This window comes from Aequorivita nionensis, assembly GCF_046352995.1.
Taxonomy (GTDB): Bacteria; Bacteroidota; Bacteroidia; order Flavobacteriales; family Flavobacteriaceae; genus Aequorivita; species Aequorivita nionensis.
On sequence record NZ_CP130281.1, the window covers coordinates 1,945,064 to 1,961,260 of the forward strand.

At 37.4% G+C, this 16,197-nt stretch carries 15 protein-coding genes; 4 read left to right on the forward strand and 11 right to left on the reverse strand.

All coding sequences use genetic code 11. The features are described 5' to 3' along the window. Positions 1 to 90 precede the first annotated feature (90 nt). Both Q2U82_RS08760 and Q2U82_RS08765 read left to right on the forward strand, forming a co-directional pair. Positions 91 to 378: a twin-arginine translocase TatA/TatE family subunit gene (locus Q2U82_RS08760; RefSeq protein ID WP_410004500.1), complete on the forward strand. Its 288-nt coding sequence runs from the start codon at positions 91 to 93 to the stop codon at positions 376 to 378. Next, entirely contained in the window at positions 379 to 951 is a 573-nt protein-coding gene (locus Q2U82_RS08765) for a phosphatase PAP2 family protein (RefSeq protein ID WP_410004501.1), read from the forward strand. Here Q2U82_RS08765 and Q2U82_RS08770 read toward each other — a convergent pair. From Q2U82_RS08770 to Q2U82_RS08820, 11 genes are all read right to left on the reverse strand, one after another. Then, complete coding sequence (locus Q2U82_RS08770) at positions 937 to 1,578, reverse strand: O-methyltransferase (protein ID WP_410004502.1); 642 nt, start codon at positions 1,576 to 1,578, stop codon at positions 937 to 939. The two genes, Q2U82_RS08765 and Q2U82_RS08770, sit on opposite strands and share 15 nt — an antisense overlap. 10 nt (positions 1,579 to 1,588) lie before the next feature. After that, the gene (locus Q2U82_RS08775) at positions 1,589 to 3,145 is read right to left on the reverse strand and encodes a peptide MFS transporter (RefSeq protein WP_410004503.1); all 1,557 of its coding nucleotides are present in this window, start codon (positions 3,143 to 3,145) and stop codon (positions 1,589 to 1,591) included. Positions 3,146 to 3,262: 117 nt separating this feature from the next. Then, positions 3,263 to 4,399, reverse strand: a complete 1,137-nt coding sequence (locus tag Q2U82_RS08780) for a hypothetical protein (protein ID WP_410004504.1) — start codon at positions 4,397 to 4,399, stop codon at positions 3,263 to 3,265. Continuing rightward, entirely contained in the window at positions 4,396 to 5,481 is a 1,086-nt protein-coding gene (locus Q2U82_RS08785; RefSeq protein WP_410004505.1) for an amidohydrolase family protein, read from the reverse strand. Before Q2U82_RS08785 ends, Q2U82_RS08780 begins: the two co-directional genes overlap by 4 nt. 24 nt (positions 5,482 to 5,505) lie before the next feature. Beyond that, positions 5,506 to 6,291 (reverse strand): SDR family oxidoreductase, encoded by a 786-nt coding sequence (locus Q2U82_RS08790; protein WP_410004506.1) that lies wholly within the window; start codon positions 6,289 to 6,291, stop codon positions 5,506 to 5,508. 46 nt (positions 6,292 to 6,337) lie between these two features. After that, on the reverse strand, positions 6,338 to 7,786 hold the full coding sequence (locus Q2U82_RS08795; protein ID WP_410004507.1) for an aldehyde dehydrogenase: 1,449 nt from the start codon (positions 7,784 to 7,786) through the stop codon (positions 6,338 to 6,340). Positions 7,787 to 7,790: 4 nt separating this feature from the next. Then, positions 7,791 to 8,438 carry an Abi-alpha family protein gene (locus Q2U82_RS08800; RefSeq protein WP_410004508.1) on the reverse strand — a complete coding sequence of 216 codons (648 nt, stop codon included), beginning with the start codon at positions 8,436 to 8,438 and terminating at the stop codon, positions 7,791 to 7,793. 12 nt (positions 8,439 to 8,450) lie between these two features. Further along, entirely contained in the window at positions 8,451 to 8,879 is a 429-nt protein-coding gene (locus Q2U82_RS08805; RefSeq protein ID WP_045080712.1) for a RidA family protein, read from the reverse strand. Positions 8,880 to 8,889: 10 nt separating this feature from the next. Then, on the reverse strand, positions 8,890 to 10,302 hold the full coding sequence (locus Q2U82_RS08810) for an FAD-dependent oxidoreductase (protein WP_410004509.1): 1,413 nt from the start codon (positions 10,300 to 10,302) through the stop codon (positions 8,890 to 8,892). A gap of 110 nt (positions 10,303 to 10,412) precedes the next feature. Next, the gene (gene kynU / locus Q2U82_RS08815) at positions 10,413 to 11,675 is read right to left on the reverse strand and encodes a kynureninase (protein WP_410004510.1); all 1,263 of its coding nucleotides are present in this window, start codon (positions 11,673 to 11,675) and stop codon (positions 10,413 to 10,415) included. A gap of 42 nt (positions 11,676 to 11,717) precedes the next feature. Next, the gene (locus Q2U82_RS08820; protein ID WP_410004511.1) at positions 11,718 to 12,422 is read right to left on the reverse strand and encodes a hypothetical protein; all 705 of its coding nucleotides are present in this window, start codon (positions 12,420 to 12,422) and stop codon (positions 11,718 to 11,720) included. Between the two features lie 257 nt (positions 12,423 to 12,679). Here Q2U82_RS08820 and Q2U82_RS08825 point away from each other — a divergent pair, with 257 nt between their 5' ends. Both Q2U82_RS08825 and Q2U82_RS08830 read left to right on the forward strand, forming a co-directional pair. Beyond that, positions 12,680 to 13,831, forward strand: a complete 1,152-nt coding sequence (locus Q2U82_RS08825) for a Pycsar system effector family protein (RefSeq protein WP_410004512.1) — start codon at positions 12,680 to 12,682, stop codon at positions 13,829 to 13,831. An 11-nt stretch (positions 13,832 to 13,842) separates the two neighbouring features. Further along, positions 13,843 to 16,188, forward strand: a complete 2,346-nt coding sequence (locus Q2U82_RS08830) for a hypothetical protein (RefSeq protein ID WP_410004513.1) — start codon at positions 13,843 to 13,845, stop codon at positions 16,186 to 16,188. Positions 16,189 to 16,197 lie beyond the last annotated feature (9 nt).

Sequence of the window (16,197 nt, forward strand, 5' to 3'; positions counted from 1 at the left end):
ATTGAGGAAGGGCTCTTTTTTTAAAATTGGATTTCAGAAAAACTCATAACTCATAACCCAAAACTCATAACTCGTTACTATATTTGCACCATGATTTCAAATGCAATTTTTCTTTTCATCAGCGGTGCCGAAATAGGTTTTATCCTCTTTATCGTCCTCTTGGTTTTTGGCGCAGATAAAGTGCCAGAGATTGCACGCGGACTGGGGAAAGCGATGCGGCAGATTAAAGATGCCACAAACGACATTAAATCTGAAATAACCAAAGGTGCCGAAAAACAAGGAATTGATATAGATATCACAAAAGACGTTCAAAAGCAGATTGACCAAGTGAAGGAAGATGTGGATGAGGTTACTGGACCTATAAAAAGAAAATTCTAAATGCTGGAAACCCTAAAACAATGGGATAGGGATATTTTTGTTTACCTCAACAATTTAGGAATAGAACGTTTTGATGGTTTTTGGATCTACGTTACAAAAATTGAAAGTTGGACACCACTTTTCATTCTTTTTACACTTCTAATTTTTTATTATTACAAAGGAAAAAAAGCAGTTGTTGTTTTTCTGGTTGCTTTGTTGACATTTGCGATTACTTTTTTATTCACCTCTGTAGTGAAAGATTACGTAGGCCGTTTGCGACCCAACAATGTGGAAGCCTTTACTGAATTGATCCGTATCCTTCAAAAACCAACAACCTATAGTTTCTTTTCTGGCCACGCATCTTCAAGTTTTTCAATAACTACCTTTATGGTTTTGGTATTGCGAAAATTCACAAAATGGATTTATCTCGCATACATTTGGCCGCTAATTTTTGTATTGAGCCGTATTTATGTAGGTGTGCACTATCCGAGTGATATTTTTGTGGGAGCTTTGGTTGGAACAATTTTTGCTTTTTTCTTTTTCTTTCTTTGCAGAAAAATACTTGAGCGCGGAGAGTCATTAAATAACACGTGAAATAGTAAGTCCGTCGCGAATGGGCAAAATCACTGTTTCCAGTTTTGGATGTTCGTTTAGCAATTTATTATACTGAAGAAGCGCCTTCGTGTCTTCATCATCTTCTTTCAATTCCTCAACAACTTTTCCACTCCAAAGCACGTTGTCACTTAAAATAATTGAGCCTTTTTTCAACTTCGGAAGAATGATTTCAAGATAATTTGGATAGTTGTTTTTATCGGCATCAATAAAAACCAAATCGAAGCTTTTTTCGAGCTTCGGAATAATTTCCAAAGCATTTCCCAAATGCTGAAAAATCTGTTTCCCGAAAGGAGATTCATCAAAATATTTTCGTTGGAAATCGAAGAGTTCTTCATTGATGTCTATTGTGTGAAGCTCCCCATTTTCCTGTATTCCTTCCGCCAAACACAATGCCGAATACCCTGTATAGGTTCCAATTTCCAAAATATTTTTGGGTCGAATCAATTTTGAAAGCATACTCAATACACGACCCTGCAAATGTCCGCTCAGCATACGTGGTTGCAACTGTTTTTGCCAGGTTTCGCGATTCAGTTTTTGAAGCAATTCCGGTTCGGGTTGTGAATGTTTTTCAACGTAATCGTTTATTTTTTCGGGAAGAAAATCCATTTTGAAATTTTTAGTGAATGCCGCCCATCATTTTTTTGACAATTGGCGAAATAAGTATTGCAAATATACCAACAACTACGCTAATCACCCCAAAACTTGCATATACCGAAACATAGGAAAACAACTGCTGAAACGCATCGCTTTGCCCCGAAGCTATCTGCGGCGATAATCCGGTAATGTATTCCGTGATATTTCCGAAGAATCCTTCCGAAAAAACGTTTGAATTTCCATCAGAAACTGTGGTGAGTTTCGCAATTTTTCCTGCGAAAAAGTGTCCGTAAAAATTTGCGGAAAACCAAACGCCCATAATGAAAGCTACGTATTTTATGGGCGAAAGTTCCGTCATTTTAGAAAGACCGATAGGAGAGAGAAACAATTCTCCAACGGTCAAAACCATATAGCCGATTACCAAATAACTCATCGAGGTTCTCGCAAAATCATCAACACTGTGTGCAGAAAGTGCAAAAACGATAAAACCGAGACCGAGAAATAATAATCCGAGCCCGAACTTTACGGCAGAATTAGGATTTATTTTTCTTTGGCTTAAAAAAGTCCAAAGCATTGAAAACGGAATGGCGAAAAGAATTATAAAGCCCGCATTAATACTGTTGGTTCCGGCGGCGTCCATTCCCACCAAATTCACATTTCTATCTGCAAAAAGCGTCAACGAACTACCGGCTTGCTCAAAAATTGCGGCGAACAAAGTATATAAAACCGTAAAGTAAACCGCCACCAATAATCGTTTCTTTTCTTTTGAACTGACTGTGGAAATAATATAACCGATATAAAAAACCAAAAATGCAGAAACAATCCACACTAAATAACCCTCAAATTCATTAAAGCGTACAAGGGTTGCAAAAATTCCAACAGAAACGATTGAAGCCAAAACAATCAATTTCCCTCGATTTAAGCCAAATGATTTTTTGTCGTAAACCTCTTGATTGGGCACAAAACCTTTATTTCCAAACACATTATTTTTTAAGCCAGTTCTAAAGACCAACAGTCCGGTAACCATCCCAATTCCCGCCAAAACAAAGCCGTAATGCCAGCCGTATGCAATGGCGAACCAAGCGCATAAAAGTGGCGCAATTGCTGCGCCCAAATTTATTCCGAGGTAGAAAATGGTAAACCCCGAATCGCGACGCGTATCGCCTTGAGCGTATAATTCGCCTACAAATGAGGAAATATTCGGTTTGAAAAAACCATTCCCAACAATAATCAATCCGAGGGAACCATAAAAGAAAATGGGCATTTCAATGGAAAGAAAAAAGTGTCCAAAAATCATCAAGATCCCACCGAGGATAATTGCTTTTCGGTAACCCAAAATTTTATCGGCCAAAATCCCGCCAATCATAGGCGTTACATAGACCAAAGACATATAAGCGGCGTAAACGCCAAAAGCCATATCGTCATCATACAACAAATGTTTTGTCATATAAAGAACGAGCAAAGCGCGCATTCCGTAAAAGGAAAACCGTTCCCACAGTTCTGCAAAAAATAGATAAAGAAGACCTTTTGGATGGCCGAAAAGTTGTGGTTGTTCTGTTTCGGAGATTACATTGCCCATAACTGAAAATTTAAGTTTGGACGAATGTAGAACGGATTGTAAACGGAAAGGTTCGCGGTTTCAAATTATACCAAAAAATAGTGGAATGTGATTAATTGTGAATACGGTAACAATGAGTTACAAAAACGCTTTATAGTCTTTGTTTTCGGCGCTTTCGGAGAATTCCTCAAGCAATCTTTTGTCGATTGAAATGTTATTCGGAACAATTCGCAAACGATATTTGCTTTCACCAATAAAGGTGAAAAGATCGCGACGATCCAATTTTTGCGAATCGTCCAATTGAAGAATATCGTTGATGTTTTCGATAATTCGGGTTAGATAAGTTTGGTTTTTTATTTCACCGCCGAGATTTACGGGAATGGTTTGCGAATCACCTTCAGCAAATTTTCTTCTAATAGCAAATTTCAGAAGATTTTTATATTGAGTCGTTTTTGAACCAAAATCGATGGTTTGGTCGTAAATGCTTTTTGTTGGAATGTTCAATTTCACCAAACTCCAATCCAAAAAATGGATTGTAATTTCATTCGGTTTTGGTGTGCTTGCAAGCCGAATTACCCAAGTTGTCGCCAAAACCAAAAAGATGGAAATTAAGGAAGTCTTTGCAATGATTTTGATAAAATTATTACTGAAATCATTTCCGAAGGTTAGGAAAACTTCAGAAATCTGGGAAACGAAAATCAAAACTATCACCAAAATTGAAATGACGCCAATCACTTTCAAACCTCTATAAGCAAAGGTTCTATAGAACGAAACTCCCAATAAATAACACAGAAAAGCTGAAAGTAACAAATCTGGAATTCCGCTAATTCGTATGTTTTTTACAATATTATTTTCGCCCAAAACAAAAGGCAAAATAAAGGTGAGGATTGAGGTTAAAATAATAACCTCAATAATTTTTTTGATGTTTTTTTTGTTGTGGTAAATAAAACCAGGCGCATAATAAAAGTAAAAAAGCGCGAGCAATAAAAACATATTGTTGACGATAGAAAAAAGGTTTACGGCAATATTATAACCCTGGGTTTGTGTATAGTTGAAAACGGTTCCGCCATAAATCCAGCAGCCGGAAAGCACCCAAACAAACATTGCGCAACTTAAATAAAGCAAACCTTTGTCAACCCTTTTTTGCGAATCGTCCTCCTCTAAAAGTTGGCTAAATCGGTTGCGGATGTTGAACCAAAGCGCGAGCAGCAAAACTCCGCCAAGAAAGGCGATACAAATGTGTGAAAGGATATAGAATTTAGCTACTTCGGTCATTCGCCGAGAATTCTGTTTACCAATTTTTCTTTTGCTTTTTCGTCATCACCACAAAGCCATTGAATTACATTTTCATCCCAAATGGCATCGCATTGTCCAGGAGTCAATATGTGACGGTCAACCGCCAAATCCAGAATTTTTCCAGGATAGGAAGATTGCACAGCGCTTTCCATTTCTCCCAATGGATATGGATCATCCAAGCCCATAAGCACTTGTTTGTAGCCTTGATTTTTCACCAATAATTCCAAACCTCCTGTATCGTGCAGTAGTGTATCGAAGAAAATATTTTTGTGTCCAACAGATTTCCGTGGATGCGTTTTTCCTTTAAAAAGATCGGGGCGGCCATCAAAACCTTGTATTCTTCTTCCTAAATTAATTTGCGCCAACTGTCCGCCGTGCGCAAAACAAGTTCGCATTCCCGGATATTTATCGGCATAACCATTTAAAGTCAAGAAATGATAAGCATCGGCGCATTGTGCAAGCATCCAAATAAGGTGAAAGCGCCAAGAAGTATTTTCAAGTTTTATGAATTTTTCACCATCGTACGGATGAATTTCTACTGCTAAATTATATTTCGAAGCAAGTTCAAAAATAGGCTCATTCTCTTCATCAAAAATGCAACGCCAAGTTCCAATGGTGTCCATATAATGCGTGGGCAAACACAAAAGCTGAAGCCCTAAAGTTTCCACACAACGTTCAATTTCCCAAAGTGCGCCACGAACAAAACCGGGATGTACCACAAAACCGCAGGTAAATTTTGAAGGATGGTTATGTTGAATTTTTGCGTTGAAATCATTCTGAAAACGCAATGCCTGCTTCATTTCTTCCACACGTAAACCGTTTCCGTAGAGTTGGGAAAGGTTCAAAACAACGGCGTGATCTATTTTGAAACGCTCCATCCATTCCAGTTTTTCATTTAAAAAGAAACTGGAATCGGTAACCGGACGGCTCCAATCTTTTTGAAGCATGAATTTTCGGTCTTTATCAACCCAAAAAATGCCTTTATCTTGCATAAACTGCGGAATTTCCTCGGGATAAGGAAGCAGATGTGAATGGCCGTTAATGCGGAGTTTTCGTCTCATAAGAAAATTTAAGGAATGCTAAAGTTACAAACTTTTAGTGCGTCCACCATCTACGGGTAGGTTTATTCCGTTGATGTAGCTGGCGGCTTCACTGGCGAGGAAAGCCACGGCATTTGCAATTTCACCTGGTTGTGCAAAACGTCTTGCGGGAACAAGACTTTTCATAAACTCGCTGGCTTCTTTTTCGGTTTTATTCATGCGTTTTGCAGCATTTCCAACAATGTCATCCAATCTGTCTGTAGCTGTAAAACCTGGCAAAACATTGTTCACCGTTATCCCGAATTGTCCCAACTCATTCGCCAAAGTTTTACTCCAACTAGCAACGGCACCGCGAATTGTATTACTCACGCCCAGCCCATCAATAGGTTGTTTTACAGAAGTGGAAATTATATTGATAATCCTTCCATAATCGGCCTCCTTCATTCCCGGAACCAGAGCTTGGGCCAAAATCTGGTTACAAACCACGTGCATTGAAAAGGCTTTTTCAAATTCGTCAGTTCTTGCGGAAAAAATTGGACCGCCTTTTGGACCACCCGTATTATTCACTAAAATGTGAAATATTTTGTTGGAAACAGCAACTTCCACTTTGTCTTTCAATTGTTGCGGGTTCGTAAAATCTGCTACAAAATAGTTGTGCTTTTGGCCTTTTTCAAAAGGAAGTTCTATTAATGTTTCTTTTAATTTTGCTTCATCGCGAGCAACCAAAGTTACGGTTGCTCCAAGTTTTGCCAATTGAATAGCGGTTGCTTTTCCAATGCCAGCGGTACTTCCGCAGACTAATGCGTTTTTATCTGTTAAATCTAAATTCATAATCAATATTCAATTTTCAATGTTCAATTCTCAATTTTCAATTCTCTCAACCCTCATACCTAATACACACATTCTTCGCCTCCGTAAAAAATCGAAGCGCTTCAAATCCGCCTTCGCGGCCTACGCCGCTATCTTTCATTCCGCCGAACGGCGTTCTTAAATCACGGTTTAACCACGTATTTACCCAAACAATTCCAGCTTCAATTTTTTTTGAAATACGCATCGTCCGGTTTAAATCTGAAGTCCAAAGTGTTGATGACAAGCCATATTTCACGGAATTTGCCATTTGTAAAGCTTCTTCCTCAGTTTCAAAAGGCATAATTGTAACCACGGGGCCGAAGATTTCTTCTTGGTTTACGCGGCATTGATCGTCAGAAACTTCAATGATTGTTGGTTCTAAATAATATCCGTTTTCGAAATCTTTTACCGTTACCCGATTTCCGCCAAAAAGTATTTTTCCTCCTTCTTTTTCTGCGATTTTAATGTATGATTCCACTTTTTCCAAATGTGATTTTGAAACCAAGGCGCCAATATTTGTTTCGGCATCAAAAGGATTTCCTATTTTGAGTTGCTTTACTTTTTCAACAAAATCTTTTTTGAATTTTTTGTAAATCGGTTTTTCAACAAAAATCCTGCTGCCGCAAAGGCAAATTTGGCCTTGGTTTGCGAAGGAGGAACGCACTGTTACTTCCAGCATTTTTTCATAATTGCAATCGGCAAAGATGAGGTTTGGGTTTTTTCCACCGAGTTCCAAAGAAAGTTTTTTGAACATCGGTGCGGCGGTTCGGGCAATGTGTTCGCCGGTTTTGGTTCCGCCGGTAAAGGAAATTGCTTTAATATTTTTATGTTCCACAATTGCTTGTCCGGCGGAAGGTCCCGTGCCGTGAACGATATTTAAAACTCCTTTCGGCAAACCAGCTTCGGAGCAAATTTCACCTAAAAGAAAAGCCGTCATAGGCGTTACCTCGCTGGGCTTTGCGACTACCGTATTTCCTGCTGCGATTGCGGGTGCGATTTTCCACGTAAATAAATACAACGGAAGGTTCCACGGCGAAATACAGCCCACAACGCCAAGCGGCTGGCGCAAAGTAAAATTCATCGTATTTAACCCTACACTCTCGTGGGCTTCACTTGAAAATTGGGTGATTGCATTTCCAAAAAATCGAAAGTTTGCAGAGGCTCTGGGAATATCAACTGCCAAAGCCAAACTCAATGGTTTCCCGTTATCCTTTGCCTCGGCTTCCGCCAATTCAACTAATTTTTCGTCAATTAAATCTGCAATTTTTAGAAGAATTCTGCTGCGTTCGTCAATGGTTGTGTTGCTCCATTTTGGGAAAGCTACTTTTGCGGCTTGATATGCGTTTTCAATATCTTCCGCATTTGAATTTGCTATCTGCGAATACACTTCGCCATTTGAAGGATTGTAGTTATCCAACCATTTTTTGGAAATTGGTTCAACGTATTCGCCGTTTATGTAGTTTAGAATTTTTTGCATTTTTTTACAAATTACATGCTTCAAGAAATTCTTCTCCTAAACCGGTAATTGATAAATAAATTTCACCTTCTTCAACAGAACCAGGAAAATCACCAGATACATCATTTATAGAATAATAGGTTTTAACTTCTTCAATCAAGCCGAGTCTCATTAAATTTGAAATTTCTGCTTTAGAAATTTTATATTTTGAAGTTTGCATTTCGATATATTCGCAAACCCTTTTCTCTTTATATACTGCGTCAAAAATTGTTTTATGATTTTTTAAAAACGTTGCTTCAATAGTGTTAATCTCAGCTAATATTTTAGGAAATACAGCAGACTTGAATGATTTTGAAGAATCTATATAATTTGAAAGTAGGTTTCCCCATAATTCAATAATATTTTCATCTTCTTCCAAAGATGCATTTTCAAGTAATGGTAAAAGGATTTTTAAAGGAACTTTTTTTGTGGAAATATTTTTTTCTTTTACATAATTTTCAACATTATTTAACAGACGAATTTGATTTTTAAATCGCCAAACTTTAATATTGTCGCCCATCAATAGCCCAACTTCCTCAACGGCGGGAAATATCAATTTTCCTAAAAAGTCCTTTGCCAAATCCAGACCTTTTTCAATTGTTGAAGATTTAATATTTAATTCTTTATCATTCATAACTCTGCACTCTTAACTCTTAACTGGAGAATAAGCCATCGCCTTAATCTCCACCACCAAATAAGGATGCGGCAATTGATGCACCGCAACGGTAGTGCGCGTTGGTCCCGTTTCTTTATTAAAATACTCAGCGTAAACCTGATTGTAACCTGCAAAGTCATTCATATTTACCAAAAAACTTGTTACGTCCACAACATCTGCCATTGTTGCGCCTTCGGTGGCTAAATAATCTTTTATGTTTTCAAGTACGGCGCGGGTTTGCTCTTTTATGTCGAAATGCATCGTGCCCATTTCATCAATTTTATGAACCCCGGCAAAAGTATTGTCGGGTAAACGCGAACTTGTTCCGCTAATAAATATAAAATCGCCCACGCGTTTTACGTGTGGATATGCGCCACGTGGCGTTGCTTTTCCTTCTACCAATCTGCTTTTGTTGCTCATAATTTATGTTTTACCCAAAAGCCACTTCATCATCGTGAAGAATGGCTTCGGTTTCTTTTTTTACCAGTTCCAGTTTTTCTTTTAAAGACATTTCTTCTGTGAGTTTTCCATCATCTAAAAGGTTCAAAATTGCTTTATCCTGAGCCCTTCCGCGTTTTAATGCTTCGGAGTAGGTAATTGATTCCTTAAAGGTAACCAAAGAATATTTGCTGTAATATTCCTCGGGAAATTCTGCTTCAAAAGCAGTTTCCAGCTTTCTTTTCCTTTGGAAAATTTCCATTGCGGTGTGCTCTTTCATTTCGTGGAAATTATCGACAGCCAAATCTGCAATTGCGTCTGTATCTTTTTTCCGAAGCGTTTCGTATTCTCTAAAAATAGTATCCCAATCAACTCCTTCCCTTTGGGGAGGTCGGGAGGGGACATATTTCTCAAGAATTTCATCCAAAACCACCACGTCTTCAAAGGATGCGTTCATTCCCTGTCCGTAAAAAGGAACGATTGCGTGTGCGGCATCGCCCATTAAAAGCACTTTTCCGAAACTATTCCAAGGGGAACATTTTACAGTTCCTAAAGGCCCAGTTGGGTTTCCGAAAAATTCCTCGGCAAGGTTTGGAATCATTTCCACCACATCGGGAAATTCTTTGTTGAAATATTCGTGCACCATTTCTGGCGTAGTCAAATTTGCGAAACAGTAATCGCTGTTTTCATACGGCAGAAATAACGTAACGGTAAAACTTCCATCCAGATTTGGCAGGGCAATCAGCATATCCTCACCGCGCGGCCAAATATGCAAAGCGTTTTTATAGGTTCTATATCCGTTATTTTCGGCAGCTGGAATTTCAAGTTCTTTGTAACCGTGGCTGAGCCATTGCTGCGAAAAACTAAAAAGAAACTTGTGACTCTCAAACATACTTTTGCGAACCGCCGAGCCTGCGCCATCGGTGCCGAAAATTACATCTGCAGTAATGGTGGTTTCTTTTTTTGAATTGAAATCCCTAAAAGTAGCCGAAGCATTTTCCAAATCAACTTCTTCGCAAGCGTGGTTGAAAATTATATTGACGTTAGGCATTTTTTCAGCTTCATCCAATAAAAGCATATTCAATCCGGGACGTGAAATGGAGTTGATGTATTCATCCTTTCTGCCGCTATAAGGACTCAAAAAAGTATTTCCCGCTTTGTCGTGAATCATCCGGCCGTTCATTGGGATGCAGAGTTTTTTGGCTTCTTCCTCAACACCTGCAAGACGCAAACCACGTAACCCACGATCACTCAAAGCTAAGTTTATGGAACGTCCGGCATCTTGGGTTACTTTGCGCAAATCGGGACGTTTTTCAACCAAGGTTACTTGAAACCCGCGCTGTGCCATTCGCAAAGCGAGTAAGCTTCCACAGAGACCAGCGCCGATGATTAATATATTGTTCATTATTTATTTTTTATTTCAGACCTGTCAGGTTTTTTACCCCTTCCGTCTTTAAAATCGCTTTTGGCGATTTTAAATCCACCTTCCCCTGAAAAAGGGGAAGGAACACTTAGTTATTTTAAAACTTCTTTCAATTTTTCTGAAAATCTAAACACATCCTCAAAACTATTATAGAGCGGGGCAGGGGCAACGCGGATTACGTCGGGCTCGCGCCAATCACTAATTACTCCAGCTTCGGTCAATTTTGTGTGTAAATTTTTATCGGCATTTTTCACTTGAATTGAAAGTTGGCAGCCACGTTCTTCGGGATTTCTCGGCGTGATTACGTTGATTGCATCATTTTTCATTTCGTCCAACAAAAACTCCAAATAGCCCGTGAGTTTTTCAGATTTCTTCCGAAGGTTTTCAAAACCTGCTTCCGCAAAAGTGTCCAAAGACGCACGAATGGCCGCCATCGATAAAATTGGCGGATTGCTAAGTTGCCAACCTTCTGCGCCGGGCAAGGCGTCAAATTCGTGGCGCATATTGAAACGCGTTTTTTTGTTGTGACCCCACCAACCCGCAAAACGGTTTAGGTTTTCATTGTTTGCGTGGCGTTCGTGAACAAAACATCCGCCAAGACTTCCCGGGCCGCTGTTTAAATATTTATAGGTACACCAAACGGCAAAATCGGCTCCAGTTTCGTGCAGATTTGGCTGAATATTTCCTGCGCCGTGCGCCAAATCGAAACCAACCATACAGTTGTATTTATGGCCTAATTCAGTAATTTTCTTCAGCGGAAAGGATTGCCCGGTGTAATAATTGGTGCTGCCAATCATCAACAAAGCGATTTCGTTGCCGTGGGTTTTCATAATTTCTTCCAAATCCTCAAAACGGCAAAGTTCTTCGCCTTTTCTGGGTTTCCAAAGAATCAAGCCATCTTTTGGATCAATTCCGTGGAATTTTAATTGGCTTTCAACGGCATATTTATCGCTTGGAAAAGCATCGCTTTCAACCACAATTTTATATTTCGTTTTTGTGGGTTGAAAAAAGGAAACCATCATTAAGTGAAGATTTGTCGTCAACGTATTCATCACAACAACTTCTGAAGGTTTTGCGCCAACGATTTTTGCCATGTTTTCCGTAAGAAATTCGTGGTACGGAAGCCACGGATGCTTGCCTTCCACGTGGCCTTCAACGCCGAGATTTGCCCAATCCGTCAATTCTTCTTTTATATATTCGGAAGTGATTTTTGGCTGTAAACCAAGGGAATTTCCGCAGAGATAGATTAGTTTCTCGCCCTTGGCGTTTTTTGGAATGTGGAATTTATTTCTAAAAGAAGCCAAAGCATTTTCGGCATCTTGCTGTTTCGCGTATTCTATATTGTTTTGAAACATTTGGGTGTGTTGTGTTTTTTCAGCTTTTCACAAAAATAGGAATTAATTTCGAGCTTCATTTCTAACCGAAATATTTGTGAAATACAACTTGAAATTGCCAGTGCTATCCTTGTGTGTTTTTGCAATTTCAATTCCGTTGAAATTTTCGTAATCCTCCCAAGTGGTGCTCATAGAGGGTGTTTCTGAATTTCCTTTTCTATAGTTCCATTCCTTTATTTTGAAATCTTTGCCATAGAAAAAATCATACGCATCGCCCGGTGTGTAACCGCCATCGTTTCCGTAAACAATAGTAAGTTGGTTTAAAGTGTCTTTTGAAATTGGTGCAATAGCATTTTCTTTTTCTGAAAAAGTGGTGCCTTTATCCCAAACTGGTTGGAAAGGAGCCAATAACCAGAATTTGTCATTAATAAATTTGGCATCTGTTTCCATGGTTAGGCTGTCCATTGATGAACGGTTGTGATTTATAGAGATACCTTCAGAAGAAATTGAAGAAACGTCACCAGTTTTTGGTTTCCAAATCCAAGCGCGCTCAAAGTGTTTTTCGCCGCGGTCTACGTTAAAAGTAAAAGCAATTTCAGTTACATCTTTCCAGTTTTCAAAACCGTTTGCATTTGCTATTTTTTCAGCAGTGCTTAAATTTTCATTTGAAATGGATTGTTCATTTTCAACAGCGTCTTGTGATTTTTTAGTATTGTTACAAGAAAAAAGTAAGGTTGAAACAAATAAAATGGCGAGTATATTCTTCATATTAAATCAATTTTAAGCAAAAATAGGCAAACAGTTATGGCTTTCATATATTTCGTAAATTTATAAAATGGATAAAGCACTAAAATAAAAGATTTAAACTCCATCCTAGTTTAAGATAAAGCAGTTCTTTTTATTATCATAAGTAAGTTTTAAAGCAAATAAATGACGAAGGTCTTGAGAGTACTGCTTTTTTCATATTCATCATTTTCTAGTTAAATTCACCCAATACAAAAAAGCAATAATTTAAATATTTTTTAGTGGAAAATATAATAATACAAGCCGAAAACTTTGTGAGGCAATTGTTTGAAACAAAGTTATCTACAGTTAATTTCTATCATAATATTGAACATACCCAAAGAGTTGTAGAGCGAATTACACAACTTGCTGAATGGGAAGGGTGTTCTGATGGTGAAAAAAACGCCTTACAACTTGTTGCGTGGTTTCACGACACAGGTTTTGTAGAAAAAGACGAAGGTCACGAAGAGGTAAGCGCAAGAATTGCAGCAGATTTTTTAAAGTCTAATCAAGTTTCCAATGATGAAATTGAACTTATAAAAAGCTTGATTCTTGTTTCCAGAAAAGAATCTATTCCAAATTCAAAACTTGAAATGATAACTAAGGATGCAGATTGTAGTCATGTGGCATCTGACTATTATTTTGAAGTATCTGATCTATTGAGACAAGAAATTGCGTTAAAAAGAAACACAACATTTACCGATTTAGAATGGTTGGAGGGAAATAAGAGTTTTTTTGTAATGCAACAATTTTATACCGATTCGGCAAAATTAAAATGGCAACCTTTTAAAGACCTAAACGAGCGCGAACTTGATGCAAAAATAGATAAAATTAAATCTAAGTTTAATTCCAGAAAAAGAGGAAGAGGCGTAGAGACCATGTTTCGTGTAACCCTTAAAAATCATATTGAATTAAGCGCAATAGCAGATACAAAAGCTAACATCTTACTATCTGTAAATGCCATTATTATTTCGGTGGCGCTGTCTAATCTTGTTCCGAAACTTGATAGTGCATCAAATTCATTTTTAGTTTGGCCAACCTTAATTTTTATGGTTTTTAGTGTTGCATCGGTTGTTTTATCTGTGCTTTCTACGCGCCCAAATATTTCCAGTGTAACAGTGACAAAAGACATGATAAAAAACAAGCAAACCAATATTTTGTTCTTCGGAAATTTCCACAAAATGGGGCTGAAGGACTTTGAATGGGGAATTGATTATTTAATTGACAATGATGATGTTTTGTATAATTCGCTCACTAAAGATTTATACTATCTCGGCTTAGTTTTAGAAAGAAAATATCGATTGCTTCGTATTACTTATACTGTATTTATGTTTGGAATAGTGATTTCAGCTTTGGCGTTTATCACTAGCTATTACATAACTATGAATTTTTAAAAGCAAATATTATGAAAAAATTATTACCAGGACCTTTTGTGCCTAAACTATCGTTTAGATTGCTTAAAGAAAAATTTGAGGTATTGTTAGAATCAAATAATCCTGTGGAACAATTTCAGGCAAAACAAGTGTTGGAGTTGTTTAAGAAAAATCCCAACCTTGTTAATAAAACATCCACTCTTTCAGAATACAAAGACAACGAAGAAGTGGTTCAGCAATTAATGAGTTATTTGTTTCCAGCGGCATTAGCCAATAACGAAATTAAAGCTGCGGTTTACCCACTTTCCAATTTTACTTTTTTTACTAGCAACAGATTGACTGAGATTATAGAAAACTCAGTTTCCAGTGTAGAAGATATATTTAAAGGGTTGTTTAAAGATAAGATAGAAGGGTTTGATCTTATTCCGTATGGCATTATTTTGAATTCATATTATCAATTTAACATTGACTTAGAAAGACCAAAAACTTTAAAAATAAAATTTGAAAACGGTAAAACTAAAAACTACCGAATAACCTTTAATGCCGATTTTTTAGAAATCTATCCCAATGAAAATGCCATAGAAATAACCCAAGAAATTATAGATGAAATTCTCGCAGATGCGAATAATAAAGAAGTCTGGAAAAAATATTTTCCAGAAGATTCCTGGACTATGGAAGGGTTTGGTATTATAAATATGATCGATACTACTTTAGATGAAACAATTGACGAGTTTAAAACCCACCTAATTCAAACTAACAATGAAAGTTATAAGGCTTTGGTTGGAGATTTTCGAAATATTTTTGGAATTCCCGATCTACAAGTGGGAAGTTATATGCTCGACAAAAGCCAAATCAGGCCACCCTATGATCTAAATTTTAAAATGTTGACCATTGAAAAAGGCGATACGGTAAACTGTAAAGATTATGCTTGCAGTTATGTGTACAACCAGCTGTTTGTGGACCATAAATTGGTGATCTTGTCAAACGTAGAGCGTTATCACAAATCTTCAGGCGGAAATAGTTTAAGTAATACATTGCTTAAACAAGGGCTTAAAAGTGCCGTCCTTATACCTATTGTTGTTGAGCAAAAACTAGCTTTTATTATAGAATTGGCAACTTATAAAACCAACCAACTCAATGCTGTTAATATGGTGAAGCTGGAAACCTTAATGCCATTTATTTTAAGCTATTCCGCAAGATCCATCACGGAATATAAAAACGAAATAAGTGCAGTAATACAGCAAGAATGTACCTCCATACATTCTTCGGTGGAATGGCGTTTTGAAGAAGAAGCAACCCTTTATATTCAAAAACGAAATTTTGGCGAACCTACAAATTTTCAAGAAATCGTTTTTGATGATGTAGTTCCGTTGTACGGTCAAATTGATATTGTAGGTTCTTCAGATGCGCGAAACGAGGCAATTCAGAAAGATTTTAAAGAACAATTGAAGCAAGCCAAGCATTTGTTGAAGATTCGCTTTAAATCCAAAAACCTTCCATTTTATGAGCAACTGATTTTTCAAATCGATAAATTTTTGTTTGAACTGGAAGAAAATTTTCACGCCAATACCGAACAGGAAATCAGCTTGTTCTTTAGCACTCAAATCTTTCCTTTGTTTGAGCATCTTTTAGCTTCAGAAAAGGATGTTTCAGATATAAAGTCATTCAATGAAAGTTTAGACAAAGACTTAAAATCCTATTACAATGCCCGAAAAAATTATGACAATACGGTTAATTTGATAAATAAGGAGCTATCAGGTTTTATTGATAAACAGCAGGTTAAGGCACAGAAAATGTTTCCGCATTATTTTGAAATATTTAAAACCGATGGCGTGGAACACAATATGTACATAGGCCAATCCATTACCCGCGACAAAACTTTTCATCAAACCGACTTATTCAATTTACGCCTTTGGCAATTACAAGTTGCTTGCGAAATGGAAGCTATGTACTACAAAGCGCAAGAAGGATTTCCGCTAAAGTTGGAGGTTGCATCGCTTATTTTAGCTTATGATGTGCCGTTAAACATTCGCTATAGAATGGATGAAAAACAATTTGATGTGGACGGTGCATACAATGTGCGCTATGAAATGATTAAAAAACGAATTGATAAAGCACTTATAAAAAACTCGAACGAACGCTTGACCTTGCCACACAAATTAAGCGTAGTATATTCAAGCAATGCCATAGAAAAAGAATACCTAAACTATTTTGAATTTTTACAATCCAAAAATTACATTGGTGAGAAAATAGAAATTGTTGAGCTTGAAGAGCTTCAAGGTGCAAGCGGCATTAAAGCAATTAGAGTGGATCTTAATCATCACTTAGAAAAAGCAGAAAGCCTGTTTACGGTAGAAGACCTCGAAGCAATACTATGATAGTTTCGA